Source organism: Pedobacter sp. CAN_A7, from assembly GCF_015752175.1.
In the GTDB taxonomy this organism is placed as follows: domain Bacteria; phylum Bacteroidota; class Bacteroidia; order Sphingobacteriales; family Sphingobacteriaceae; genus Pedobacter.
Genome location: NZ_JADOUW010000002.1, coordinates 1,175,960 through 1,199,695, shown reverse-complemented (window position 1 = coordinate 1,199,695; position 23,736 = coordinate 1,175,960). Strand labels below are relative to the sequence as shown.

The following is a 23,736-nucleotide window of genomic DNA, read 5'->3' as shown; positions in this document are numbered from 1 at the left end:
CATGAAACAATTTAAACAACACTATCTCTTTGCCTTATTACTTGCTTTAACCGTGCTTTCTGCCTGTAGAAAAGACAATAATGGCACCGGCGAGCCAGAAAAACCAACAGCAGAACGCAAAGGTATTTATGTACTGAGTGAAGGATTGATGAATGCCAATAACACTTCCCTTTCTTATTATAATTACGACAACCAGGAATTGATTGCCGACCAGTTTACCGCAGTAAACGGTCGCGGTTTAGGCGATACCGGCAATGACATTAAAATTTACGGCTCAAAAATGTATATCGTGGTTAACGTATCCAGCACCCTGGAAATTGTAAATCCAAAAACTGGTGTTGCGATCAAGAAACTAGACATTAAAGACAATAATGTAGGCCGTCAGCCGAGGTACATTGTATTTAACAAAAACAAAGCTTACTTATCCAGTTACGACGGAACAGTAGCGGTAATCGACACGGCCAGCTTAGCCATCGAAAAATACATTAAGGTAGGCCGTAACCCAGAAAAAATGGCCGTTGCCAATGGCAAATTATATGTGGCTAATAGCGGTGGATTGGATTACCCGAATTATGACAACACCGTTTCTGTGATCGATTTAAACACAAACACAGAAATCAAAAAGATCAGTGTAGTTATTAACCCAAGAGGTGTAGTGGCCGACCAATATGGTGATGTTTATGTATTGTCGACAGGTAACTACGGCAACATTAAATCGAGCATGGCTATCATCAACAGCAGAACAGATTTAGTGACTTCACAAAAAGACTTTAGTGGAGGCAACATGGTGATTAATGGCGACCTGGCTTATATAACAGCTTCAGGTGGAAAACTTAAAGTCTACAATGTGAAAACAGAAACGGTAGAGAAGGAAAACTTTATTGCCGACGATACTAAAATTACCGCGATGTATGGTGTAGCAGTTGATGAGTTAACAGGTGAAGTATTTATTACGGATGCAAAAAACTACTTCACCAGCGGCGAGGTTTTTTGCTTTGGTCAGAACGGGATGAAGAAGTATTCCATTGCAGTAGGCATTAGCCCTAACAACGTGGTATTTATCAACAAATAATTCAAACCTCCTTGCAGCCCCAGCAACCCCATCTTATGCTTAGCGAAATAGACATCCAACAAAAGATAGACGCCAAAACAAAACCTCTCGGCGCCTTAGGCCAACTGGAAGAACTGGCCTTACAGATGGCCAGGGTGCAAAACACACTTTGCCCTAAACTGATCAAACCCACCATGCTTGTTTTTGCTGCAGACCACGGCATAGCAGCATCAGGTGTGAGTGCCTATCCAGCTGCTGTAACTGTACAAATGGTCCGCAACTTTTTACAAGGTGGTGCGGCCATCAACGTTTTCTGCAAGCAACACCAGATTGACCTGCATATAGTAGACGCAGGTGTGAATTACGACTTCGGCAAAATGGAAGGACTAATCGACGCCAAGGTGGCTTATGGCACCCGCAATTTTCTGTATGAACCTGCCATGACCAGTAACCAGCTGCAACAATGTTTTAAACATGCCAGCCTACTGGTAGACCGCATCGCCCAGGATGGCTGTAACACCATTGGCTTTGGCGAAATGGGCATTGGTAACACCTCTTCTGCAAGTATGCTGATGAGCGCTTTGACTGGCATTCCCTTGCAACACTGTGTTGGAAAAGGAACTGGGTTAACAGAAACCGCGGTAAAACAAAAATTAGCCTTATTAAAACAAGCGCAAGTAAAACATCCTAAAATTACAGATCCCATAGGCGCACTGGTTACCTTTGGCGGATTGGAGATTGCGCAGATGTGTGGTGCCATGTTGTGTGCCTATAAAAACAACATGATCATCCTGGTTGATGGTTTTATAGCTACAGTGGCTTTCCTATGTGCAAAAATGATTAATGAAAACATTGGCAGTCATGCTATTTTTTGTCACCAAAGCAATGAACACGGCCACCAGCGTTTGTTGGAATACCTGCAAGCAAAACCATTAATCAGCTTAAACATGCGTGTTGGCGAAGGCACAGGTTGTGCAATAGCTTATCCTATCATTCAAAGTGCCCTGCTCTTCCTCAATGAAATGGCCAGTTTTGAAAGTGCTGGCATTTCCGGCTCTCTAAAACAACCTTCATAATGCCACACACACTTATATTTTCACCAATAACAATAGCTTACCAAAGCCTTACCATTTAATAGATAACTTTTAATGAAAAACGAAATCCAGGTATTTTTTACGGCCCTGATGTTTTACACCCGTATTCCATGCCCTTCCTGGGTAGACCATTCAGAAGAATACCTGAATAAAGCCACTCGCTATTTCCCACTTATCGGCTGGATTGTCGGTGCGGTGGCCTCCCTGGTTATTTTCACAGGATCCTTTATTTTCCCACCTACTATAGTGGTTACCCTGGCTTTAGCGGCAAGCGTACTGCTCACCGGTGCTTTTCATGAAGACGGCTTTGCCGATGTATGTGATGGATTTGGTGGCGGCTGGACGACCGATAAAATCCTGCTGATCATGAAGGACAGTCGCCTGGGCACTTACGGTGTGGTCGGCATGCTGCTCTTATTTGCTTTAAAAATATTTACACTCGCGGCATTATTGCGTTTAGACCTCTGGTTTTGTATTTACGCTTTAATGTTGGCCCACGTGGGCAGTCGTTTTACAGCCGTTACCGTGATGCGCAGCCATGAATACGCCCGTGAAGATGCAACGAGCAAAGTAAAACCATTGGCAAAAAAGCTGTCCATATCTGATTTTCTGATCAGCGCCATATGGGTAATTCCAGCATTTTTACTCTTTCCATCCTTGTTAATACTGGGTGTTTGTATACCCCTATTCCTTTTTAAAATATATCTGGCCGCTTACTTTCAAAAGTGGATCGGTGGTTATACCGGCGATTGTTTAGGTGCGGTGCAACAAATCAGTTTTGTAGTCATTCTTTTATATGCTTTAGCGATATGGAGATTTATTTAATCCGCCACACCAGCCCCTTAGTGGAAAAAGGGATTTGTTACGGACAGGCAGACCTGGCCCTTAACCTTGAGCTTTTTGAAAGTGAATATGACGGCATCTGCGCTAAAATACCTTTTAAAACACTTCATTTTTACAGTAGCCCTTTACAACGCTGTCTAACGCTGGCGCAGGCATTGTCCCCATCAGTAACTACCGATAAACGGCTAATGGAACTCAACTTCGGCGATTGGGAACTGGAAAACTGGACCGATATTCCAGCTGGTGGGCTCCAGGTATGGATGGATGATTTTGTAAACGAACAAGTGCCAGGTGGTGAAAATTACACCACTTTGTACCAACGCAGCGTTGAATTTATGCAAGAATTGTTACAACAAGACCAGGAAAGCGCCGCCATTGTGACCCATGCCGGTAACATCCGTAGCATCATCAGCTGGGCGATGGACCTTCCTTTAGCCAATTCCTTCCGCATAAAGCTGGATTACGGCGCGGTAGTGCAATTAGAAATCCATGAAAACAAACAACTTAATCAACTAAAATCCCTCGCCTAATGACAACTACAAATAAAATAACCTTACGCACCAGCGTAATTGCCTTTCTCATTTTATTGGCAGCATTTTCCAGGATCATCCCGCATATGCCTAATTTCTCTCCCCTGGGCGCAATCTGTTTATTCGGTGCTGCTCACTTACAGCAAAAATGGCAAGCCTTTCTTATTCCCCTTGCCGCAGCCTGGTTAAGCGATTTATTTATCAATAACGTGATTTATGGTGCTTATTACCCTGAATTTACCTGGTTTTATGGAGGCTTTTATTGGCAATACGGAACTTACCTGCTCATCATGTGTATGGCCATGCTCCTATTCAAAAAAGTAAACCTACAGCGCATGCTGGGTGGCAGCCTCATGGCTACTGCGGTGTTTTTCCTGGTCACCAATTTCGGCGTGTGGTTAGGTAGTCCTGCCTATACACAAAACATGGCCGGTTTAATGCAATGTTATGCCATGGGAATTCCGTTCTTAAAAGGAACACTCCTAGGCGATTTATTTTATGTTACTGCTTTATTTGGCGCATTCGCCTTGCTGCAGCGGAGATATGCCTATCTCAAAATCGCTTAGGAAAAAGATTTACATTTTTTTTAAGCCTTATACAATATTCTCCGATATCGGTCGTCTTATATACGAGAGCGTTAATTTAGATGACGGGGGGCAGGTTTCAATACTTGATCCCCGTCTCTTTTTTATAGCTTTTCAAGTCCCATTTAATTCCCCAGGCACTTAAATGCAGGCGCATACTATCTAAACCCATTGCTTTCCTTCTTGCATCGATCCGATCCGGATCTTCTATGGGGAATACGTAATAACGATTTGTCGTCACATCCTTCCCCAATTGCGTACCGTACAATTGTTTTTTTCCTTGTTCTAAAGCGAGCCTATCTTCTAATTTAGCCAGGTCAGCAGCATTTGCAGCCTTATTTCTAACGGCTTCCCTCATCAAAGGAACATACTCTTCCCAGGTTTTTAAATCAGCATGCTGAATGACTAAAAATAATGCAGCGTTTGCCTTTGCTCCTAGAACCTCCCCACTCAACCAACCGTATTGTTCGAGTAGTGCTTTTACCTTTACCAGGTTTTCAACATCATTACGTTGTATGACAGGCCAAATGTCCTTGACTTCTTTCGATGCAACGCCATGTTTGGCGATTAAAACCATTAATTGTTGACGTGGGTTTTGGTCAGCATCAAATATGGCTTCAAGCTGCTTAATAACGTCTGTTTTCTCTTTGCCCTCCAATGTTGTACTGACTGGTTTTGACGGCATACAAGAAAAGACAGTTAGCGACAAAAGAATTATGAGAGAATAAAGCATGGAAATGATGGCTTTCGCAGGTATATGCATTAGTTTCTTGGCGTGATCCTTACTCCAAGATATATAAAAGGCTTTAATTTATCGCTTATTATATCAGCTTTAAAGTAAGTTAAGAAAGAATATAGCGTATCGATTAATCGTACCCTATCGGGTATATTTCATCTGTTTTCTTCATTTTTACACCCTAAAGGGTATAATGTAGAAACAGTACTACAATTTATAAAGGCAAAGAGAAAACAGCTTGGTGTAACCGATTTACCACCATATAGCGATGATCCGGAGGCAAAAGGTTAGGCTTACAACATGCACCTTGTAATAATTGCAACTACTTCACTTGATCAGAACTTTAATCAATGCTCAACTGTTAATTCCTCTCTCCCGTTAAACCAAATAATATGAAATCGCTAATATCCATATTGCTGGTATTGTTGATGTCCAAACCTGGTTATTCACAAAACTATGAAGAGTTGCGACAAAGAATGGTGCGGGAACAAATTGAAAAGCGCGGCATCTACGATCGGGCTACCCTTAAATCCATGCGTAAAGTAGCACGACATCAGTTTGTGCCTCCAAAATATCGTCCACATGCATATGATGACTACCCTTTACTCATCGGATACAACCAAACCATATCACAGCCCTATATGGTTGCCTATATGACACAGTTGCTGCAGCCGAAGGAAGGCCACCGGATACTGGAAGTGGGCACCGGTTCAGGGTACCAGGCCGCAGTACTGGCAGAAATTGTTGATAAAGTTTACACTATCGAAATTGTAAAAGCGTTGAGCGAAAAGGCAAAAAGTGTATTGAATAAATTGGGTTATCATAACGTGGAGGTCATTATTGGAGATGGCTACCAGGGATTAGCTTCGAAAGCACCTTTTGATGGCATTATTGTTACTGCAGCAGCCGAACAAATTCCACCGCCGCTCCTCAACCAATTAAAAGAAGGAGGAAGGATGGTCATTCCCATCGGATCGCCCTCCACTGTACAAACGCTGATGCTAGTCACCAAAAGAAATGGAAAAATTACAACAAGAGAACTTTCTCCCGTTCGTTTTGTGCCTTTTACAAGAGATAAAGATCAGGAATAATTTCATTAAACAAATCTTTCCAAGATAATTAGAAATCTTCACTCCCGATTAACGAAAACCATATTTATGATTTTCGTTATTAACTCCACCGGCAGAGGGTGGTTGTGTAAAAAATGCAACGTGTCTTTGGTTCCCTTGGCCCTGTATTTAGCAAGATCCTCTTCTATTTCTTCCAATCCATATACGGGATAAAAACCGATGTGTTTTTTATAGGCTGCAAAGTAAAGGTATTTTTTTCCAACCCTGTAAGCAGGCATATTATAGCGAATCTGCTCTTCAATAGTAGGAGACAAATCAAAAAATAATTGCCTTAATTCGTTTAACCTCGCTTGAATTTCGGGTTCAAAATGCGATATGTATTTTTCAACTTCTTTCATGGTTTCAATTCGCCTATTAAAATTAATGATAAAACTCCTTACCTACTCCTTCCATGTAAAGCTATTTTGGCAATAAAAACGTGCAATTCTAGAACGCGACTACAACTACACATTGTCTTTGGATTGTTAGGGGCTCTCTAGGGGGTTGCTTCGCCCTCTCGTCGCCCTTGCGTCGCCCTTGCTTCGGCCATAGACGACGCGACCCCCTGGCAACGGCCATTCAACACCTCAATGACGGTAACCTACATGGAATCTCGTGTCAGCCTCAATCAATGTCCTGATCTGGCTTCAAACCCTAGCCATAATTACCTATCCCCTCAAACCACTCGCACAAAAAAGCCTGTGACCACACAAGGTGACACAGGCTATATTATTTAAACTAAAAAACTAGATTAGATAAACCCCAGATAACTAGGGCTAACCCAACAAAAAAACCTTATTCAACTGGCGGCGTGACCAATTCTTTCGGCTTAGTCAGGTAATACACCGGAATACCGGCCAACATAATCACCACCCCCCAGCCACAAGTACTGGTTTTGGTAATCAGCAGGGAGATACATATCGCACCTGCCACAATGATGTATAAAAATGGCAATACCGGATACCCAAAAGCTCTGTACGGGCGTTCGGCATCAGGCATTTTACGACGTAGAATAAAAATACCGTAGATGGTAAGGATATAGAATATAATCACGATGATCATCACGTAGTCCAGTAAGTCGCCATATTTACCGGTAAGGCATAAAGCCGAGGCCCAGATACATTGAAACCATAAGGCCCAGGCAGGAACACTGGCTTTGTTGAGCAAGGCTGCTTTTTTAAAGAACAAACCATCGTTAGCCATGGTGTAATACACGCGGGCACCTGCCATAATTAACCCATTGTTACAGGCAAAAGTGGAGATCATGATCATGATGGCAATAATTACCGTTCCCATAGATCCGAAGATATAACCGGCACCAACTACAGCCACACGGTCTGATTTGGCAAAAGCAATTTCATCTAAAGGCATTACCGCCACGTACATCACATTGGCCAGAATATAGATCACACTAACAATAAAAGTCCCAAGAAAAAGGCTTAGGCCCACGTTTCTTTTCGGGTTTTTAATCTCCCCTGCAATGAAAGTTACGCCGTTCCAGGCATCACTCGAAAACAAGGAGCCTACCATGGCGGCAGCGATTCCTGAAAGCAGGGCTGTACCTCCTATGCTTACCCAGGCATTGGCGTGGGTGTCGAAAGCACGGGTGTTCCAGGCATCGGCCCAGTTGGCATCCCATACTTCGGTACTGGCACCAAGCGTGAAACCGAAGATGATCAATCCGAACAGGGAAAGTATTTTAATAATGGTGAGTACCGTTTGTAGAAGTTTGCTGTTTTTTACGCCCCTGCTGTTGAGGTAGGTGAGCATCACAATGGTAACAATCGACACCAATTGTGCCGCATTTAAATTAAAAGCACCAAATTGGTATAAGATATTTTCATCGCTAAAGGGCTCGTACAGGTAGGAGGCAAATTTGGAAAAAGCTACGCCCACCGCTGCAATGGTACCGGTTTGGATGACGGCGAAAAAGCTCCAGCCGTACAAAAAAGCGATCAACTTATTATAAGCTTCTTTCAGGTAAACATACTGACCGCCGGCTTTGGGAAACATGGCACTTAACTCGCCATAACTTACTGCGGCAATGACAGTAATAATTCCGGTAAGTACCCATATTAAAATGAGCCATCCGGCAGCACCCACATGGCGGGTAATATCGGCACTGACAATAAAAATACCGGAGCCGATCATAGAGCCGACCACGAGCATGGTGCCGTCAAGTAAACCCAATTCTCTTTTAAAAGATTGGTCCTGCGTTTCTTTTTCCATTTAGCGTTTTTTTGAGATGAGGTTATTTGTTGAGGTCGACGAAGATATTAAAAAAAGATTTATATTAGTATACGGGGTTTTTCTTCTGCCTTTACACCTAACAACCAAATATTTAACTATGGAATTTTTACAAAACAATTTAATCTATTTGATACCGGTCTTCGGACTGGTAGGAATTCTGGTGATGGCCATTCAAAGTGCCTGGGTAACCAAGCAGCCTGCGGGCGATGCCACTATGACCGAACTTGCCGGCCATATAGCCGATGGCGCCATGGCTTTTTTAAAAGCCGAATGGAAGGTGCTTACCTATTTCGTTATCGTAGCCGGGGTATTACTAGCCTGGTCGGGAACCATGAAAGGTACACCAGAAAACCCCATTCATTCAAGTCCTGTTATTGCCATTGCCTTTTTAATTGGGGCGGTATTTTCTGCATTTGCAGGTTACCTGGGCATGCGTATTGCCACTAAAGCCAATGTTAGAACCACGCAGGCGGCAAGAACCAGCTTACCACATGCCCTTAAAGTTTCCTTTACTGGTGGTACGGTGATGGGTTTCGGGGTAGCCGGACTAGCCATATTTGGCCTGGGCAGCTTATTTATTATTTTGTATTACAGTTTTGTGCCTGCAGGGGCATCGGCCGCAGGCATGGAAATGAAAAAAACCATTGAAGTGTTAGCCGGATTTTCATTGGGTGCCGAAAGTATTGCTTTGTTTGCACGCGTAGGTGGCGGTATTTATACTAAAGCTGCCGATGTAGGTGCGGATTTGGTGGGGAAAGTGGAAGCTGGTATACCGGAAGATGATGTGCGTAACCCGGCGACCATTGCCGACAATGTGGGCGATAACGTGGGTGATGTAGCGGGTATGGGGGCCGATTTATTTGGCTCTTACGTAGCCACCATCCTTGCCACCATGGTATTAGGTCAGGAAATTACTTCGGTTGATAAATTTGGAGGTATGGCTCCCATCCTCTTGCCAATGTTGATTGCAGGCTTAGGTTTAATCTTATCGATCGTGTCTTCTTGGTTTGTAAAAATTAAAAACGAAACAGATAGTGTGCAGCGGGCTTTAAACCTGGGCAACTGGATGTCGATTATTTTAACGGCCATTGCTTCTTTCTTCGCCGTAGGCTGGCTGATGCCGGAAACCATGTCGATCAGAGGATTTGAATTTACTGCCCACGATGTATATCATTCCATCCTGGTAGGATTGGTAGTGGGTACTTTAATGAGTTTAATTACCGAATATTATACCGCCATGGGTAAAAGACCTGTGCAATCGATCATCAGGCAGTCGTCAACCGGACATGCCACCAACATCATCGGTGGTTTGTCGGTAGGCATGGAATCTACGGTAGCGCCCATCCTGGTGTTAGCCGCTGGAATTTATGGTTCCTACCATTTTGCCGGGTTTTACGGTGTAGCCATAGCCGCAGCGGGAATGATGGCCACTACGGCCATGCAACTGGCTATAGATGCTTTTGGCCCTATTGCCGATAATGCGGGTGGCATTGCCGAAATGAGTGGTTTACCTAAAGAAGTGCGGGAGCGGACCGACAACCTGGATGCGGTGGGTAATACCACAGCTGCTACAGGAAAAGGGTTTGCTATTGCTTCTGCGGCCTTAACCTCTTTAGCATTGTTTGCGGCCTTTGCTGGTATATCAGGCATTACGGCCATCGATATTTATAAAGCAGATGTGTTGGCCGGCTTATTTGTAGGCGGCATGATTCCTTTTATATTTTCGGCCCTGTGTATAGCTGCTGTTGGCCGTGCAGCCATGGCCATGGTAGAGGAAGTGAGAAGACAGTTTAAAGAGATTCCTGGCATTATGGAATATAAAGCCAAACCGGAGTATGAAAAGTGTGTAGCCATATCTACTGAAGCGTCGATTAGAGAGATGATGCTGCCAGGTGCCATCGCTTTAATTGTGCCGATCATCGTAGGTTTTATTTTCGGTCCAGAAGTATTAGGGGGCCTTTTGGCCGGGGTAACCGTATCAGGTGTGTTGATGGGTATTTTTCAATCCAATGCAGGTGGCGCTTGGGATAATGCCAAAAAGTCCTTTGAAAAAGGAGTAATGATCAACGGCACCATGCAATTTAAAGGATCTGACCCGCACAAAGCCTCTGTAACAGGAGATACCGTAGGTGATCCTTTCAAAGACACCTCCGGTCCGTCTATGAATATCCTGATCAAACTAATGTCTATTGTTTCGCTGATTATTGCCCCGCATATTGCTGTTGGGGTAACCGCAACTGTTAAAACTGCACCAATAAAAGAAAAAACGCTGCACATGAAGAAAGAACCCATCCAAGTTATTCGTATAGGTTAACTGAAGAATCATTACTAATGTTACTTATAAAAGGGATTTCCGCAAGAAAATCCCTTTTATTATTAAATTATTTTTAATTAGGTTTGGGTTTCAATTTTACAATTAACTAACAATCAACTAAAACTTTTATCTAACCCCCCATTTATGTTATTCAAAAAGTCGATAGATGCCTTGATTTTGGAATCTAATGAAACTGGTGAAGGCACCCTTAAGCGTACGCTTAGTGCAGGAAACCTTATCGCCTTAGGGATTGGTGCCATTATTGGTGCAGGTCTTTTCGTTAGAACAGCCGCCGCAGCAGCTGAACATTCCGGTCCGGCAGTAACTTTATCGTTTATCCTTGCCGCCTTGGGTTGCGCCTTAGCGGGTTTATGTTATGCAGAATTTGCATCCATGATTCCAATTGCAGGTAGTGCTTACACGTATTCTTATGCCACCATGGGCGAGGTAGTTGCCTGGATTATTGGTTGGGACTTAGTATTGGAATATGCCGTAGGTGCCGCTACGGTTGCCATTGCATGGTCTGAATACCTCAACAAACTCATTGAGAATTTTGGGGTCAGCATCCCCTACGAGTATTGCCACTCCCCTTTCCAAACTTCCATGGAGGGCGTGCAGGGGATTATTAACTTGCCAGCCTTATTCATTGTGATCTTATTAACCTTCGTATTGATCAGAGGAACGCAGGAATCGGCAACGATTAATGGGGTCATTGTGATCATGAAAGTAGCCATTGTATTGGTGTTTATTGCCATTGGATGGGGCTTTATGAACCCAGATAACCATATCCCATATATTCCAGAAAATATTGGTGAGGTGAAACTGCAGAAAGGTGAGCAGAGCTATTACGACTTCTTTGTGAACGACTTCGGTAATTTTGGTTTGAGTGGTATTATTGCTGGTGCTGGTGTAGTTTTCTTTGCCTTTATTGGTTTTGATGCCGTATCTACTGCAGCGCAGGAAGCAAAAAATCCAAAGAAAGATATGCCCATCGGTATATTAGTTTCTCTGGCCATCTGTACCGTATTATATGTATTATTCGGACACGTATTAACGGGTGTAGCCAACTATACGGAATTTAACATGGCCGGTAAAGAAGCTTCTGTAGCTTATGCCATCGAAACGTATATGCATGGCTACCATTGGTTATCGGTATTGGTTACTGTGGCTATTTTAGCCGGTTTCTCTTCCGTAATCTTAGTGATGTTGTTGGGCCAATCGCGCGTATTCTTCTCCATGTCTAAAGATGGATTGGTTCCAAAAGTTTTCTCTGCGGTACACCCTAAATACAAAACGCCTTATAAATCTAACCTGATTTTTTTAGTGTTTGTTGGTTTATTTGCGGCTTTTGTTCCAGGAGATGTAGTTGGTGATATGACCAGTATTGGAACTTTATTTGCCTTTACCCTGGTTTGTATTGGTGTACTGGTATTACGTCATACAGATCCATTACGTGAAAGACCATTTAAAACGCCATTTATGCCATTCGTGCCTATTTTAGGTGCAGCGGTATGTATTTTAATGATGGTTGGTTTAGGTGCCCATAACTGGGAGCGTTTACTGATCTGGATGATCTTAGGTATGGTAATTTACTATGCTTACAGTAAAAAACATTCCGTTGTACGTAGAAAACATAGGGAAGGCAAAAGTTAATTCCGGCTATTTCCGTTAACATAAACTTCATCAAGAGGCTACCTAAGCAGTAGCCTCTTTTTTGTTAAATGAACATATTTATTACTTATCTTCGCAAAAATAATTTAACTGCTATGGAATTTAATTTCAACCAAATTCTTTCGACCACGATGGTCATTTTTGCCATTGTTGATATCCTGGGTGCTATACCTGTCGTGATTCAATTGCGACAAAAAGCAGGGCATATTGAATCTGAAAAGGCTACACTTGTGGCTACAGCTTTAATGATCCTGTTTCTCTTTGTTGGTGAAGAATTGTTGAAAGTAATTGGCATCGATGTGGCATCCTTTGCCATAGCAGGCTCCTTTGTCATCTTTTTCATTGCTATGGAAATGGTGCTGGGCTTGACCCTTTTTAAAGAAGAAGCCACGGACACCGTATCTATTATTCCCTTGGCCTTTCCATTAATTGCCGGGGCAGGAACCATGACCACCTTACTTTCTCTAAAGTCTGAATATGCCACCCAAAACATTCTGGTGGCGATCATCATCAATATGATATTTGTATATTTCGTGTTAAAAAACACCAATAGGCTGGAGAAATTATTTGGGACGACCGGATTGCATGTGCTTAGAAAAGCATTTGGAATTATTCTGCTGGCGATTGCCATCAAGTTGTTTAGAACCAATACGGGACTGTAAGACAGTCCCATTTATTCGATAGCTTAAGATTTAAGTAGCCGCGCCACAAACATGGTGTCGGCTTTATCCTGATAACCTTTAATCACTTCCATGCTTTCCAGCGTTAAGCCAAGGGCTTCCTGAAGGTAGTGCACCACATCTTCATTCTCTTGTTTAAATACAGAGCAAGTAATGTATACTAAGGGTTTGCCAGGTTTAAGGTAGGGTACCACATTGGTGGCAATCTGCTGTTGCAGTTTGATAAAGAAGCTGATCTTATGTTCCTCAAAATAACTCAGCATTTCAGGCGTACGGCCCCAGGTACCAGAACCGGAACAAGGTGCATCGAGAATTAGGCCATCAAAAGTATAATGGTGCAGCACCTGTTCATTGTTTTCCAAAAGATCAAGCACCTTTTTCTGGTATTTTTTTAAGCCGGCAACCTCAAAGCGGTCATCGAGGTTACGTAAACTATTTTCCCGCACATCAGTCACCAACAGCTCTATTTTAGGCTGCAGGCCATGCAGCAGCAACGATTTCCCGCCTGATGCGGCGCAGCAGTCCCACCAGTAATCATGTGGTTGCGGCTGGAAGTATTGCCCGGTTTTCTGCGAGGAAAGATCCTGGATCTGGTAATGCTTCTGCTCGGGGATGATGGTTTCCAGCTTGGTACCATTGGGCAAGGCAAACGTAGTCTCACTAATTTCGTGTACGTTTACATCAGCCTCTTTTAAGGTGGTTAATAGTTTTTGTGCATGGTTCTTTTGCACCCGGATAAATAAATCAGGCTGAGTAAAGAAACTCATATAAAAAGCTTCCGGGTCGAGTGATTCGGAAAGTAGGTTGGCGGGAAAAGGAAATACAGCTTGAAGATCAAAACTCGGGTATCGGTCTTTGATCAGTGTAAATTTTGCCTGGACCGGCAGATTTACCTGTTCCATTAAATCAGACAGGTAATTTTCGATCACCAAACTGGGGGTATCATTACACAAGAAATCTGCGATGGCCAGTCGTTGTACCGGACTTTCCTGTAAAAGCGCTTTACCTAATCGGAAATAACTGTATACGTAACGTGTAGCCCACCTGCGGTCAGAAGAGCCCATCTTCTTGTTTTTCTTGTAATGGGCAAGCAGAAAACGGTGAAGCGGTAGTAAACCATCATAATGCGCTACAATTTGCTCAAAAGCCCTGATTTGATGCGTTACTTTCATTCTATGGTAATTAAATCAAAGTTCCTGTATTGCAACAAGTTCAAATTGGTATTGATATACCCATTTTGTTCATCAAGTATAAAAGAGAAAGAATTGTGCAACCCTTTGTATTTGTCTTTAGTTAAATTCTTAAGGAAGTCGTCGCCATGGCGTGTAAACTCCCTTCCGAAATAAAATCCTATGTCAAACCCTTTAAAAGCATATTCGCCAGGTTCGAATTGATATGCCCTTCTGTACTTTTTAATAAAATCAATCACTGCTGCACTTCTGTAATTTACTTTATGTGAAGCGGTAATCATGGTATTTAAAGCTTGCAATTTTTCGGTATTATAATTCTGTTTTAGCCAGTCGGGATGACCAAACAGGTCAATATCGAAACCAGCTTTCTTCATTTTACTTAGTTTATCAATTGTGGCTGTCACAAACTTAAAGTCTGAAGAGCTTAACATGACCACATATTTCTTGTTTTTTACCACTTTGGTCTCCATGGTGTAAACCGAAGCATATTCCGCTAATGGAATAGACTGTTCTTGTTTTGCCAGGAAGTAAGCCCTTAAAGGTTTGCCCAACACTTCATCATCTGGGCTTTTGGTGGAAATCAATACGGCTTCTGCTTGTTGGGATTTATATTTCCTGCTGATATAATCACCAATTTTAGCGGCGTGAAGATCGATATTGTTAACAATGGAGATCAGGTTTGGATTGGCGAACTCCGACGGCTGCGAGGCAGCAAGCGGCGACACGATGGGTATGTTGTGTTGCTTCGAATAGGCAGTCATATACTTTAGACCCTTAGGAAAAACAGGCCCTACCAGCAGGTGACTTCCAGTTAAGATATTGCTTCTAAATAAGTCGTCCAGCTGCTGTGTGGTTTCACGGGTATCATATACCAGTAATTTAAAATTTAAACCAAAAGAGGCGGCAGAGTCGATACCTAATTTAAAGCCCTGATAAAAATCAATGGCCATGGCATGTTTTTCAATTTCCGCTTTGGTGGTGGGTTTGGCCTTGTAGTCTTGTAAATTAAATGGCACTAACAAAGAAACCATGGCTTCTTTGAATTTTTTGGGTGGCTTAATCACTTCCTCCACCTTTTCCTTCTCTTCAGGAGCGGTACTTTTGTTCACGGTTTGTACCTTCGGCGAACATGCCGAAAGGTACAATGCCATGAAAATGACGATTAAATATTTATTCCCACTCAATGGTTGCAGGTGGTTTTGAACTGATATCATAGACTACCCGGTTAATTCCTTTAACTTTGTTAATTATTTCATTAGAGATCTTAGCCAATACTGGATAAGGTAAATGGCACCAATCGGCAGTCATTCCATCAACGGATTCTACTGCTCTGAGGCAGATAACATTTTCATAGGTACGCTCATCTCCCATTACCCCTACAGATTGTACAGGTAAAAAGATTGCGCCAGCCTGCCATACTTTGTCGTACAGCCCTGCTTCTTTCAGGTTGTTGATGTAAATGGCATCGGCTTCCTGTAAGATAGCTACTTTTTCTGCAGTAACATCGCCTAAAATACGAATGGCTAAACCTGGACCTGGGAAAGGGTGACGGCCAATAATGAAATCTTCAAGCCCTAAGGAACGGCCTACTCTTCTCACTTCATCTTTAAACAAAGTGTTCAGTGGTTCTACCACTTTAAGTTTCATAAAATCTGGCAAGCCACCAACGTTATGGTGTGACTTAATGGTAGCTGATGGGCCGTTTACAGATACGGACTCGATTACGTCAGGGTAAATAGTACCTTGTGCAAGCCATTTCACATCCTGTATCAGGTGAGCTTCGGCATCAAATACCTCGATAAATACGCGGCCTATGGCTTTACGCTTTAATTCAGGATCTTTAACACCGGCCAGCTGACTTAAGAAGCGGTCAGTAGCATCAACGCCTTTTATATTTAATCCAAGGTGTTTGTATTGTTCAAGTACCCCTTCGTACTCATCTTTACGTAAAAGGCCGTTGTTAACGAAAATACAGTGAAGGTTTTTACCAATGGCTTTATGCAATAAGATAGCGGCTACACTACTGTCTACACCGCCTGATAAACCTAAAACAACCTTGTCGTTACCTAATTTCGCTTGTAACTCAGCGATAGTGGTATCAACGAAAGCATCTGGGGTCCATTGTTGTGCACATCCGCAGATATCTACCAGGAAGTTTTCCAGCAATTGTTTACCGTCTAAACTGTGTGTTACCTCTGGGTGGAATTGTATAGCATAGGTATCCGTGTCTTTAACACGGTATGCTGCTACTTTTACACTATCGGTACTGGCAATCAGTTCAAAGGTTTCAGGTACCTGGGTAATAGTATCACCATGTGACATCCATACCTGTGAATCCTGTGCAATATTTTTAAACAGCTTACTTTCTGCTGCCACGAAGTTTAAATTTGCTCTGCCATATTCCCTGGTCGATGAAGGTTTTACTTCACCACCTGATTGCTGCGCAATGTATTGTGCACCATAACAAACGGCTAGAACGGGAAATTGCTGATGAATTTTGGTCAGGTCAATCTGAGGGGCATCGTCCTGGCGAACCGAAAAAGGACTACCGGAAAGAATAACACCTTTAACCTCTGGTGAAAACTCTGGAATATTATGGAAAGGATATATTTCGCAATAAACGTTTAATTCTCGAACTCTGCGTGCAATTAACTGTGTGTATTGGGATCCAAAATCGATAATGATGATTTTTTCTAGCATGGGCACAAAGTTAATATTTATTCACCTCAACGCCGAATCTTTTTAAGAAATCGACCCCTTCATCAGTGGGCAATCCTTTATAGGCGGCATAGGAGTGTTTGTAGACCACTGCTTTGATGCCTGAAGACAAGATTAAGCGGGCACAGGCGATGCAAGGCGACAGCGTGGTATAAAGTGTTGCACCGGCAATGTTGGAGCCGTTTTTAGTGGCATATAAGATGGCGTTTTCTTCGGCATGTAAAGCCAGGAGGCAACTTCCGCGGGAATCCTTTTCGCAACCTGTTTCCGGCCACTCTTCATCGCAGTTGTGTGTACCAGCGGGAGGGCCGTTATAACCGATGGAAATAATTCTAGTGTCTTTAGTTAATACGGCACCTACCTGTGCACGTACACAATGCGACCTAAAGGCCAGGTCGCTGGCCAGGTTCATGAAAATATCAGCAAAACTTTGCTTCATATATACGTTAGTTTAAATGATAAAGGCCGTCTTAAAATCAATTTAAGACGGCCTTTATAGATTTTAAATAAGATTAGTGACCGCCTTCTGAGGCAATCTGCTCTACGTCATAACCTTGTTTCTTTAATACGCCACTTACTTTCCAGGCAAAGAAAATCAGGTAAGCAAAACCAATGGCAGGAACTACATAAGAAAGGTGGATACCGCTGGTATCGGCAAGGAATCCTTGCACCGGTGGAATGATCGCACCACCTAAAATCATCATGATTAAAAATGAAGAACCCTGACTGGTGTATTTTCCTAAACCAGTAATGGATAAAGCGAAAATGGATGGCCACATGATGGAACAGCATAAACCGCCACTAATGAATGCAAACACAGATACATCGCCTGTGGTGAATAAACCAATAATCATGGCGATTACACCCAAGGTACTGAAAATGGCTAACGTTTTAGCTGGTTTTTCTTGTCCGATAAACACCGCTACTACCATGACAGCAATAGAAACAGCGTAAATATACATGTTGCCAATATCGGTACCTGTGAAATGATTCACAACCAGAATCACCCCAAAGGCGATAAATGGCACCACAACAGTTAATATTTGTTTAGTTGATTTTTGAAGGTTAAAGGCACTGATGGCACCTGTCCAACGACCAATCATCATACTTCCCCAATACAGAGAAATGTATTGTTTGATGTCTGATTCTGGCAAACCACCAAATTCTGACAGGTTTAACAAGGCACCCAGGTTACTTTGAATGGTTACTTCCACCCCTACGTAAATAAAGATGGCCAGCATGCCCAGAATCAATTGTGGGTATTGCATGGCACCCCACTGTGCAGGGTTTTCTTTTTTATTGCCGTAAACATACATGAGGGTAAGCACAATAATGGCCAACGAAGAATAAACAAAAAGCTCTTTGCTTAATCCGGTAAAGTCAACCAATGGATCAGCTGCCATCATCATAAAAAAGGCAACCAACATAATGATCAAAGGCCAATTTGATTTAGAGCTAGACTCCATCCTATCATGATTGATCACATCAGGAAGTTTGGACAGTGCAAAGAAAATGGCAACAGCCACAAATAAGCCAGCCAAAATTAAATAAAGGTTATTAATGGAAGTAATATCAATCTCTTTAGGAACAGCATCGTTTGCCGTACCAAATAACACCACACTCACAATAACAGGTCCCATTAAACCACCAAAGTTATTTACACCACCTGCAAGGTTTAAACGGTGGGTACCACTTTGTGGAGCACCTAAAGCAACCACAAAAGGGTTAGCTGCAGTTTGTTGTAAAGAGAAACCAATGGCGATAACAAAAAATGCAATCAGGATGAAGGCAAAACTTGCTGAGTTAACCGCGGGGATCATTAATAAGGCACCGGCAGCTGAAATAATCAAACCTGCGATGATACCTTTTTTATAGCCGATTTTATTTAAGATATCAATTTTGCTAGCCTGCGATGCAAAATACAAAATCAAAGATCCGATAAAATAACCTCCATAAAAGGTGAAATCGACTAATTGAGATTCGAATTGAGTAAGGTCAAAATGGGTTTTACAAAACGGAATAAATATCCCGTTTGATGCGGCCACAAATCCCCAAAAGAAGAACACTGTAATGATCGTATACAATGCAGTTCCATAATTTTTTTGCGATTGTTGTTCCATGTGTGTGGTTAGTGAAAAGTAATTTAGTTAATTGTTCAGTGGCTAAAACTAGTGAAAAAAATAGGAGTTTTTAGCCTTTAAAATCGCATATTGCATAAAAATACGTTTAGGTTAGATGTTAGAAACAATTTTACAAGGGATAGGTGCAGGTATTTTGTTTTCGTTTTTAACGGGTCCTGTATTCTTCTCGATGATAAAAACGAGCATAGAAAAAGGATTTAAAGCAGGTTTTTCTTTAGCAGTTGGCGTCATACTCAGTGATGTTATATTCATTTCTGCCACCATATTCAGTACACAGTTTGTTAGTTACAATAGCCAATATAGTCAGTATATTGGTATTGTTGGTGGTTTATTTCTCTTAGGAATAGGTTTGTTCTACCTGATAAAAAAAGTAAAGGTGGATTACTGTATTGAAGCCGAAATTAAAATACGAAAGCGCGGTTATGTGCTTAAAGGTTTCCTGATGTGCCTGTTATCACCTACCACACTCATGTTTTGGATTATGGTTGGTGGTGTGGTGTCTGTGCAGCTGCACTACGACATGAATGAGAAAGTGGTGTTCTTTGTGATTGCGATGATGACACAACTTACCATGGACTTTATTAAAACTTATTATGCGGCTAAACTCCGTTATAAAATCAAGGAACGAAGTATTCAACTGTTAAACCGCATAGCCGGAGCGGTCATTGTGCTTTTTGCACTGCGCCTGTTTTACGACGTGCTCTATAAATATTACAACGGATAGTTATGAATATAAAAAGCCCGCTTCACACAGTTTTGTGTAAAGCGGGCTTTTTCTGTTTTAGCGCTATTTAATAAGCTCTCTGGTTATTTCCTTCTTTCCAGTTAACAAAGGCTTTGTTGACGACCTTATTACCTCCTGGGGTCGGGTAATTACCTGAGAAATACCAATCGCCTTTATGGTTAGGACATGCTACATGTAAATTATCAAGGGTTTGATAGATCACCTGTACTTCTGCATGTGTATTCGCTGGTGTAATGATTTTTGTAATCTGTGCAGAAATCTCTTCCTGGGCAAATGGCCTGTAGATTTCTTTAACGTGATTAATGATTTGCTCTTTTGGTAACAGCAACGAAGCTTTACATTTCTGGTAAACATCTTCAATCACCTGTTCCATGCCGCGTGCTTTCAACAATTGAATAGCAGCTTCAAAGGCAACAAACTCGCCCATCTTAGACATATCAATACCATAACAATCCGGGTAACGGATTTGTGGTGCTGATGAAACAATGATAATCTTTTTAGGGTGTAACCTGTCGATGATTTTAATGATACTTTGTTTTAGGGTTGTTCCCCTTACAATGGAATCATCAATCGCCACCAGCGTGTCAGTATCGTTTTTAATTAAACCGTAAGTGGTATCATATACATGGGCAACCATATCGCCACGGTCTGCATCCTGTGTAATAAACGTTCTCAGCTTTACATCTTTAATGGCTAACTTTTCTACACGTGGTGAAATGGACAACAATTCATCCAGCTGCTCATCGTTAAGCTGATCCTTGCGGTTGATTAGCGCATCCTTTTGTAACGTGCGGATGTGTTCGTGTATTCCTTCCACCATACCATAGAAAGAAACTTCTGCAGTATTAGGAATGAAAGAGAAAACTGTATTTTTAAGATCGCCTTCTACTGCTTTTAGTATTTGTTTGCAAAGCAGGTGACCCAGGTGTTTTCTTTCTTTATAGATTTCAGCATCACTTCCCCTGGAGAAATAAATCCTTTCAAAGGAGCAGGCACGTTTTTCTTCAGGTTCTCTGAAAACTTCCATGCTCACTGTACCATTCTTTTTTACAATAAGGGCATGGCCGGGTTCAATTTCTTTAACATCGTTAAAGTGGATGTTAAAAGCAGTTTGAATAGCTGGTCTTTCTGAAGCTGCAACTACAATCTCGTCATCGGCATAATAGAATGCCGGGCGTATGCCTGCAGGATCACGTAAAACGAAAGCATCACCATTACCAACAATACCGGAAATGGCATAACCACCATCCCATGTTTTTGCAGAGCGGCGAAGGATATTTGCGATATTTAAAGCTTCAGAGATTTTATGTGTGATTTCAACATTATCAAATCCTTCTTTTTTATAAGCATCAAATAACTCCTGATTTTCATCATCCAGAAAATGTCCGATTTTCTCCAATACGGTAACCGTATCGGCCTGCTCTTTTGGATGCTGACCTAACTCATACAGCTGCTCCAATAATTCGTCCACGTTGGTCATGTTGAAATTACCGGCAATGACCAGGTTACGAGTCATCCAATTGTTCTGACGAAGGAAAGGGTGACAGTTCTCGATGCTGTTTTTACCATGTGTACCATAACGAAGGTGCCCTAACAACACTTCCCCAATGAAACTTACATTTGCTTTTAACCATTCGGTATCCTGCATCAGTTCTGGCGTTTCCGCTTCGATGTCTACAAATTTGCTCTGTACGTAACCAAATATGTCTGCTACAGCATTTTGAGCCATGGAACGGTAACGGCTAATGTAGCGGTGACCGGGTTTAACGTCCAGCTTAATGGTGGCAATTCCAGCGCCGTCCTGACCACGGTTATGCTGTTTTTCCATTAGCAAGTACAACTTGTTTAGTCCGTAAAGTGCTGTTCCGTATTTTTCCTGGTAGAAAGAGAGAGGTTTCAGAAGGCGAATAAAAGCAATTCCGCATTCATGTTTTATCTGGTCGCTCATGGGTGTGTTAATTGAGCCGCAAATTTACCGCTAAAAAAATTTAGAACCTAGTAAGAAAAATATAAAATGCAATGCAGATGACTATCGATCTTGAAGGGCTTTAATCTGTGTTGAAGCGACATTTTCCTCAAAAAACAGGGATGCCCTGGCGTTAAAAACAGTAGCATCACCAGAGGTAAAGAATTTGGGTGGTTCATTTCGGCCTAATTTAGCCTCAATTTCAGGATGATTCAACAGATAGGTATTCAAACTTGAGGCGACAATTTCTCCCTGTGATACCAACTGTATCCCTTCTGGTAGAAACTCCAATAGCTTGGGCACCAGTAAAGGGTAATGTGTACAGGCTAATAAGATGCAGTCGAGGTTTGGAGCCTGTGAGAGGAGCTCCTGCAGGTATTTTTGAACGAAGTGATCGGCACCCGGGGTAAGGTGCTCGTTATTCTCGATCAATGGCACCCACATGGGGCAACTTTGCTGCACTACGTTTACAGCCGGGAAAAACTTTTCTATTTCCAAAGGATACGACCGCGAATTAATGGTACCACGGGTACCCATTACACCAATGGTTTGTGATGTGGTATAATTACCTATTACTTCAGCCGTAGGGCGAATCACACCAAGTACCCGGTGGTTAGGATACTTAACAGGAAGCACCTTTTGCTGAATACTGCGCAGTGCTTTTGCCGATGCGGTATTGCAAGCTAAAATCACCAAAGAACAACCTTGTGCAAATAGCCATTCCACGCATTCCAGCGTATACTGGTAAACAATTTCATAGGGATGATCACCATAAGGTGCACGGGCATTATCGCCAAGATAGATGTAGTTATAATCAGGAAGTTCTTTAATAATTGATTTAAAAACGGTTAGCCCTCCGTAACCGGAATCAAACACCCCTATAGCATTGGAATTGTTCATAACAAAAAAAGCGGAATGAAGGTTTATCCTTCATTCCGCCAATTTAACTAATTTTTTATACTTATTTTTTTGCAGGTGCAGCTGAAGCTGAGATACCTAATTTTGCTTTAACCGCAGCAGTGATATCATCACCACCATCAGAGAATAACAAATTGTTTGCACCTTGTTGTGCAGCAATGTCAAACACATAGGCTAAACCTTTGTCTTTAGCTACAGCTTTAACCGCTGTTTCAAATTTCTGATTGATCGGTGTATACAATTCACCTTGTTTAGTGGCAATTTCTTGCTGAGCTTTTGTTTGCGCATCTTTAATGCGTTTTTCCATGCCCTGCAATTCTTCACCCATCACTTGCAATTCTTTTGTTACTGTTTCTTTATTGGCTTCGCTTAACGTTTTGTTTTTAGCGATTGCAGCTTCATACTTTGTTTGGTACTCCGTTTGCATTTTACCAATTTCTGCTTGTTTCACTTTAGCTAAGTTCTCAAGCGTAGTTTGTGCTGTCTTAGCATCGGCCAGGTTAGCGAAAACTTCTTCTGAATTTAAGTGCCCAATCTTCTGCTGTGCATTTGCTACGTTAGCCGAAAACAACAAAGCCGCTGCTACAAAAAATACATTAATTAACTTTCTCATTCTATTTTTCTAATTTATTGTTTTAAAATTTGTGTTGTGCGTTTATTTTACAAGAGCTCCGGGCTTGTATCCCAATTTAATGATCACATCTTTACTAAGGTCATAATTAGCGCTAGCATAGATCATCATTGTTGCCTCACTGCTTTTATCAAAGATAAAGTCTAAAGTTTTGCTTTTCGCAAATTCCGCAATCGTTGCACTTACTTTATCTTGAATAGGTTTTAGTAATTTGATTCGGGCCTTGAAAAGTTCTCCCTCAGGACCAAATTTCTGACGTTGAAATTCTTTTGCTTCTTTCTCTTTCTCAATGATATCGTTTTCTCTTTTCTTACGCATATCATCAGTTAACAAAACCTGATCTGCCTGGTAAGCTTTATAAAGTCCGTCTATCTGAGCGTACTTGCCATCTACCTGCACCTGAAATTGTTCAGAGGTAGCTGTTAACTGATCAACCGCTGCTTTATACTCCGGTAAATGCTTTAAGATATACTCCGTGTCTACATAAGCAAACTTCTGGGCAAAAGCACCTATTCCGGTGAAAAGTAAGAAGCTTAATAAGATGTATTTTTTCATAATCTATTTG

General features: G+C 41.9%; 22 protein-coding genes. 10 read left to right on the top strand and 12 right to left on the bottom strand.

Annotated features, from left to right (window positions below):
- Position 1: 1 nt before the first annotated feature.
- The 5 genes from IWX76_RS11315 to IWX76_RS11295 all read left to right on the top strand — a co-directional run bounded on the left by IWX76_RS11315 (position 2) and on the right by IWX76_RS11295 (position 4,084).
- Complete coding sequence (locus IWX76_RS11315; RefSeq protein WP_196859985.1) at positions 2 to 1,072, top strand: YncE family protein; 1,071 nt, start codon at positions 2 to 4, stop codon at positions 1,070 to 1,072.
- Positions 1,073 to 1,107: 35 nt separating this feature from the next.
- Positions 1,108 to 2,127 (top strand): nicotinate-nucleotide--dimethylbenzimidazole phosphoribosyltransferase, encoded by a 1,020-nt coding sequence (cobT, locus tag IWX76_RS11310; protein WP_196859984.1) that lies wholly within the window; start codon positions 1,108 to 1,110, stop codon positions 2,125 to 2,127.
- Between the two features lie 72 nt (positions 2,128 to 2,199).
- Positions 2,200 to 2,970 carry an adenosylcobinamide-GDP ribazoletransferase gene (locus IWX76_RS11305; RefSeq protein WP_196859983.1) on the top strand — a complete coding sequence of 257 codons (771 nt, stop codon included), beginning with the start codon at positions 2,200 to 2,202 and terminating at the stop codon, positions 2,968 to 2,970.
- A complete protein-coding gene (locus tag IWX76_RS11300; protein ID WP_196859982.1) occupies positions 2,955 to 3,518 on the top strand; it encodes a histidine phosphatase family protein in 564 nt (187 codons plus the stop codon). The genes IWX76_RS11305 and IWX76_RS11300 overlap by 16 nt, the downstream gene beginning before the upstream one ends.
- Entirely contained in the window at positions 3,518 to 4,084 is a 567-nt protein-coding gene (locus IWX76_RS11295; RefSeq protein WP_196859981.1) for a DUF6580 family putative transport protein, read from the top strand. Before IWX76_RS11300 ends, IWX76_RS11295 begins: the two co-directional genes overlap by 1 nt.
- A 97-nt stretch (positions 4,085 to 4,181) precedes the next feature.
- On the opposite strand, the gene IWX76_RS11290 is transcribed toward IWX76_RS11295, so the two are convergent.
- Positions 4,182 to 4,787, bottom strand: a complete 606-nt coding sequence (locus tag IWX76_RS11290) for a DUF6624 domain-containing protein (RefSeq protein ID WP_196859980.1) — start codon at positions 4,785 to 4,787, stop codon at positions 4,182 to 4,184.
- Positions 4,788 to 5,230: 443 nt separating this feature from the next.
- Here IWX76_RS11290 and IWX76_RS11285 point away from each other — a divergent pair, with 443 nt between their 5' ends.
- Entirely contained in the window at positions 5,231 to 5,929 is a 699-nt protein-coding gene (locus tag IWX76_RS11285) for a protein-L-isoaspartate(D-aspartate) O-methyltransferase (RefSeq protein ID WP_334641757.1), read from the top strand.
- Between the two features lie 38 nt (positions 5,930 to 5,967).
- Here IWX76_RS11285 and IWX76_RS11280 read toward each other — a convergent pair whose 3' ends face one another.
- Together IWX76_RS11280 and IWX76_RS11275 are read right to left on the bottom strand one after the other, a co-directional pair.
- Positions 5,968 to 6,306: an iron chaperone gene (locus IWX76_RS11280; protein ID WP_196859979.1), complete on the bottom strand. Its 339-nt coding sequence runs from the start codon at positions 6,304 to 6,306 to the stop codon at positions 5,968 to 5,970.
- Positions 6,307 to 6,742: 436 nt separating this feature from the next.
- On the bottom strand, positions 6,743 to 8,176 hold the full coding sequence (locus tag IWX76_RS11275) for an APC family permease (protein WP_196859978.1): 1,434 nt from the start codon (positions 8,174 to 8,176) through the stop codon (positions 6,743 to 6,745).
- A 118-nt stretch (positions 8,177 to 8,294) separates the two neighbouring features.
- Between IWX76_RS11275 and IWX76_RS11270 the strand changes: the two genes are divergently transcribed.
- From IWX76_RS11270 to IWX76_RS11260, 3 genes are all read left to right on the top strand, one after another.
- Positions 8,295 to 10,511 (top strand): sodium-translocating pyrophosphatase, encoded by a 2,217-nt coding sequence (locus IWX76_RS11270; protein ID WP_196859977.1) that lies wholly within the window; start codon positions 8,295 to 8,297, stop codon positions 10,509 to 10,511.
- 144 nt (positions 10,512 to 10,655) lie between these two features.
- Positions 10,656 to 12,164, top strand: coding sequence for an amino acid permease (locus IWX76_RS11265; protein ID WP_196859976.1), 1,509 nt, complete (start codon positions 10,656 to 10,658; stop codon positions 12,162 to 12,164).
- Between the two features lie 113 nt (positions 12,165 to 12,277).
- On the top strand, positions 12,278 to 12,844 hold the full coding sequence (locus tag IWX76_RS11260; RefSeq protein ID WP_196859975.1) for a MarC family protein: 567 nt from the start codon (positions 12,278 to 12,280) through the stop codon (positions 12,842 to 12,844).
- Positions 12,845 to 12,867: 23 nt separating this feature from the next.
- Here IWX76_RS11260 and IWX76_RS11255 read toward each other — a convergent pair whose 3' ends face one another.
- The 5 genes from IWX76_RS11255 to IWX76_RS11235 form a co-directional block, all read right to left on the bottom strand.
- Positions 12,868 to 14,034 (bottom strand): RsmB/NOP family class I SAM-dependent RNA methyltransferase, encoded by a 1,167-nt coding sequence (locus IWX76_RS11255; RefSeq protein ID WP_196859974.1) that lies wholly within the window; start codon positions 14,032 to 14,034, stop codon positions 12,868 to 12,870.
- Entirely contained in the window at positions 14,031 to 15,266 is a 1,236-nt protein-coding gene (locus IWX76_RS11250; RefSeq protein ID WP_196859973.1) for an ABC transporter substrate-binding protein, read from the bottom strand. Before IWX76_RS11250 ends, IWX76_RS11255 begins: the two co-directional genes overlap by 4 nt.
- The gene (gene guaA, locus IWX76_RS11245; protein WP_196859972.1) at positions 15,223 to 16,752 is read right to left on the bottom strand and encodes a glutamine-hydrolyzing GMP synthase; all 1,530 of its coding nucleotides are present in this window, start codon (positions 16,750 to 16,752) and stop codon (positions 15,223 to 15,225) included. Before guaA ends, IWX76_RS11250 begins: the two co-directional genes overlap by 44 nt.
- 10 nt (positions 16,753 to 16,762) lie before the next feature.
- Positions 16,763 to 17,209 carry a deoxycytidylate deaminase gene (locus IWX76_RS11240; RefSeq protein WP_334641752.1) on the bottom strand — a complete coding sequence of 149 codons (447 nt, stop codon included), beginning with the start codon at positions 17,207 to 17,209 and terminating at the stop codon, positions 16,763 to 16,765.
- Positions 17,210 to 17,282: 73 nt separating this feature from the next.
- Positions 17,283 to 18,890: an MFS transporter gene (locus tag IWX76_RS11235; protein WP_196859971.1), complete on the bottom strand. Its 1,608-nt coding sequence runs from the start codon at positions 18,888 to 18,890 to the stop codon at positions 17,283 to 17,285.
- Positions 18,891 to 19,005: 115 nt separating this feature from the next.
- On the opposite strand from IWX76_RS11235, the gene IWX76_RS11230 reads away from it, so the two are divergent.
- Complete coding sequence (locus tag IWX76_RS11230; RefSeq protein WP_196859970.1) at positions 19,006 to 19,635, top strand: LysE family translocator; 630 nt, start codon at positions 19,006 to 19,008, stop codon at positions 19,633 to 19,635.
- Positions 19,636 to 19,702: 67 nt separating this feature from the next.
- Here IWX76_RS11230 and IWX76_RS11225 read toward each other — a convergent pair whose 3' ends face one another.
- From IWX76_RS11225 to IWX76_RS11210, 4 genes are all read right to left on the bottom strand, one after another.
- Positions 19,703 to 21,604: a class II glutamine amidotransferase gene (locus IWX76_RS11225; protein ID WP_196859969.1), complete on the bottom strand. Its 1,902-nt coding sequence runs from the start codon at positions 21,602 to 21,604 to the stop codon at positions 19,703 to 19,705.
- Between the two features lie 81 nt (positions 21,605 to 21,685).
- The gene (gene murI / locus IWX76_RS11220) at positions 21,686 to 22,522 is read right to left on the bottom strand and encodes a glutamate racemase (protein ID WP_196859968.1); all 837 of its coding nucleotides are present in this window, start codon (positions 22,520 to 22,522) and stop codon (positions 21,686 to 21,688) included.
- A gap of 61 nt (positions 22,523 to 22,583) precedes the next feature.
- Positions 22,584 to 23,153 carry an OmpH family outer membrane protein gene (locus IWX76_RS11215; RefSeq protein WP_196859967.1) on the bottom strand — a complete coding sequence of 190 codons (570 nt, stop codon included), beginning with the start codon at positions 23,151 to 23,153 and terminating at the stop codon, positions 22,584 to 22,586.
- Between the two features lie 42 nt (positions 23,154 to 23,195).
- Positions 23,196 to 23,726, bottom strand: coding sequence for an OmpH family outer membrane protein (locus tag IWX76_RS11210; protein WP_196859966.1), 531 nt, complete (start codon positions 23,724 to 23,726; stop codon positions 23,196 to 23,198).
- Between the last annotated feature and the right edge of the window lie 10 nt (positions 23,727 to 23,736).

Excerpts from the sequence above, each read along its gene's own strand:
- IWX76_RS11315 (WP_196859985.1), top strand. The coding sequence starts at position 2 with ATGAAACAATTTAAACAACACTATCTCTTTGCCTTATTACTTGCTTTA.
- cobT (WP_196859984.1), top strand. The coding sequence starts at position 1,108 with ATGCTTAGCGAAATAGACATCCAACAAAAGATAGACGCCAAAACAAAA.
- IWX76_RS11305 (WP_196859983.1), top strand. The coding sequence starts at position 2,200 with ATGAAAAACGAAATCCAGGTATTTTTTACGGCCCTGATGTTTTACACC.
- IWX76_RS11300 (WP_196859982.1), top strand. The coding sequence starts at position 2,955 with ATGGAGATTTATTTAATCCGCCACACCAGCCCCTTAGTGGAAAAAGGG.
- IWX76_RS11295 (WP_196859981.1), top strand. The coding sequence starts at position 3,518 with ATGACAACTACAAATAAAATAACCTTACGCACCAGCGTAATTGCCTTT.
- IWX76_RS11290 (WP_196859980.1), bottom strand. The coding sequence starts at position 4,787 with ATGCCGTCAAAACCAGTCAGTACAACATTGGAGGGCAAAGAGAAAACA.
- IWX76_RS11285 (WP_334641757.1), top strand. The coding sequence starts at position 5,231 with ATGAAATCGCTAATATCCATATTGCTGGTATTGTTGATGTCCAAACCT.
- IWX76_RS11280 (WP_196859979.1), bottom strand. The coding sequence starts at position 6,306 with ATGAAAGAAGTTGAAAAATACATATCGCATTTTGAACCCGAAATTCAA.
- IWX76_RS11275 (WP_196859978.1), bottom strand. The coding sequence starts at position 8,176 with ATGGAAAAAGAAACGCAGGACCAATCTTTTAAAAGAGAATTGGGTTTA.
- IWX76_RS11270 (WP_196859977.1), top strand. The coding sequence starts at position 8,295 with ATGGAATTTTTACAAAACAATTTAATCTATTTGATACCGGTCTTCGGA.
- IWX76_RS11265 (WP_196859976.1), top strand. The coding sequence starts at position 10,656 with ATGTTATTCAAAAAGTCGATAGATGCCTTGATTTTGGAATCTAATGAA.
- IWX76_RS11260 (WP_196859975.1), top strand. The coding sequence starts at position 12,278 with ATGGAATTTAATTTCAACCAAATTCTTTCGACCACGATGGTCATTTTT.
- IWX76_RS11255 (WP_196859974.1), bottom strand. The coding sequence starts at position 14,034 with ATGAAAGTAACGCATCAAATCAGGGCTTTTGAGCAAATTGTAGCGCAT.
- IWX76_RS11250 (WP_196859973.1), bottom strand. The coding sequence starts at position 15,266 with ATGATATCAGTTCAAAACCACCTGCAACCATTGAGTGGGAATAAATAT.
- guaA (WP_196859972.1), bottom strand. The coding sequence starts at position 16,752 with ATGCTAGAAAAAATCATCATTATCGATTTTGGATCCCAATACACACAG.
- IWX76_RS11240 (WP_334641752.1), bottom strand. The coding sequence starts at position 17,209 with ATGAAGCAAAGTTTTGCTGATATTTTCATGAACCTGGCCAGCGACCTG.
- IWX76_RS11235 (WP_196859971.1), bottom strand. The coding sequence starts at position 18,890 with ATGGAACAACAATCGCAAAAAAATTATGGAACTGCATTGTATACGATC.
- IWX76_RS11230 (WP_196859970.1), top strand. The coding sequence starts at position 19,006 with ATGTTAGAAACAATTTTACAAGGGATAGGTGCAGGTATTTTGTTTTCG.
- IWX76_RS11225 (WP_196859969.1), bottom strand. The coding sequence starts at position 21,604 with ATGAGCGACCAGATAAAACATGAATGCGGAATTGCTTTTATTCGCCTT.
- murI (WP_196859968.1), bottom strand. The coding sequence starts at position 22,522 with ATGAACAATTCCAATGCTATAGGGGTGTTTGATTCCGGTTACGGAGGG.
- IWX76_RS11215 (WP_196859967.1), bottom strand. The coding sequence starts at position 23,153 with ATGAGAAAGTTAATTAATGTATTTTTTGTAGCAGCGGCTTTGTTGTTT.
- IWX76_RS11210 (WP_196859966.1), bottom strand. The coding sequence starts at position 23,726 with ATGAAAAAATACATCTTATTAAGCTTCTTACTTTTCACCGGAATAGGT.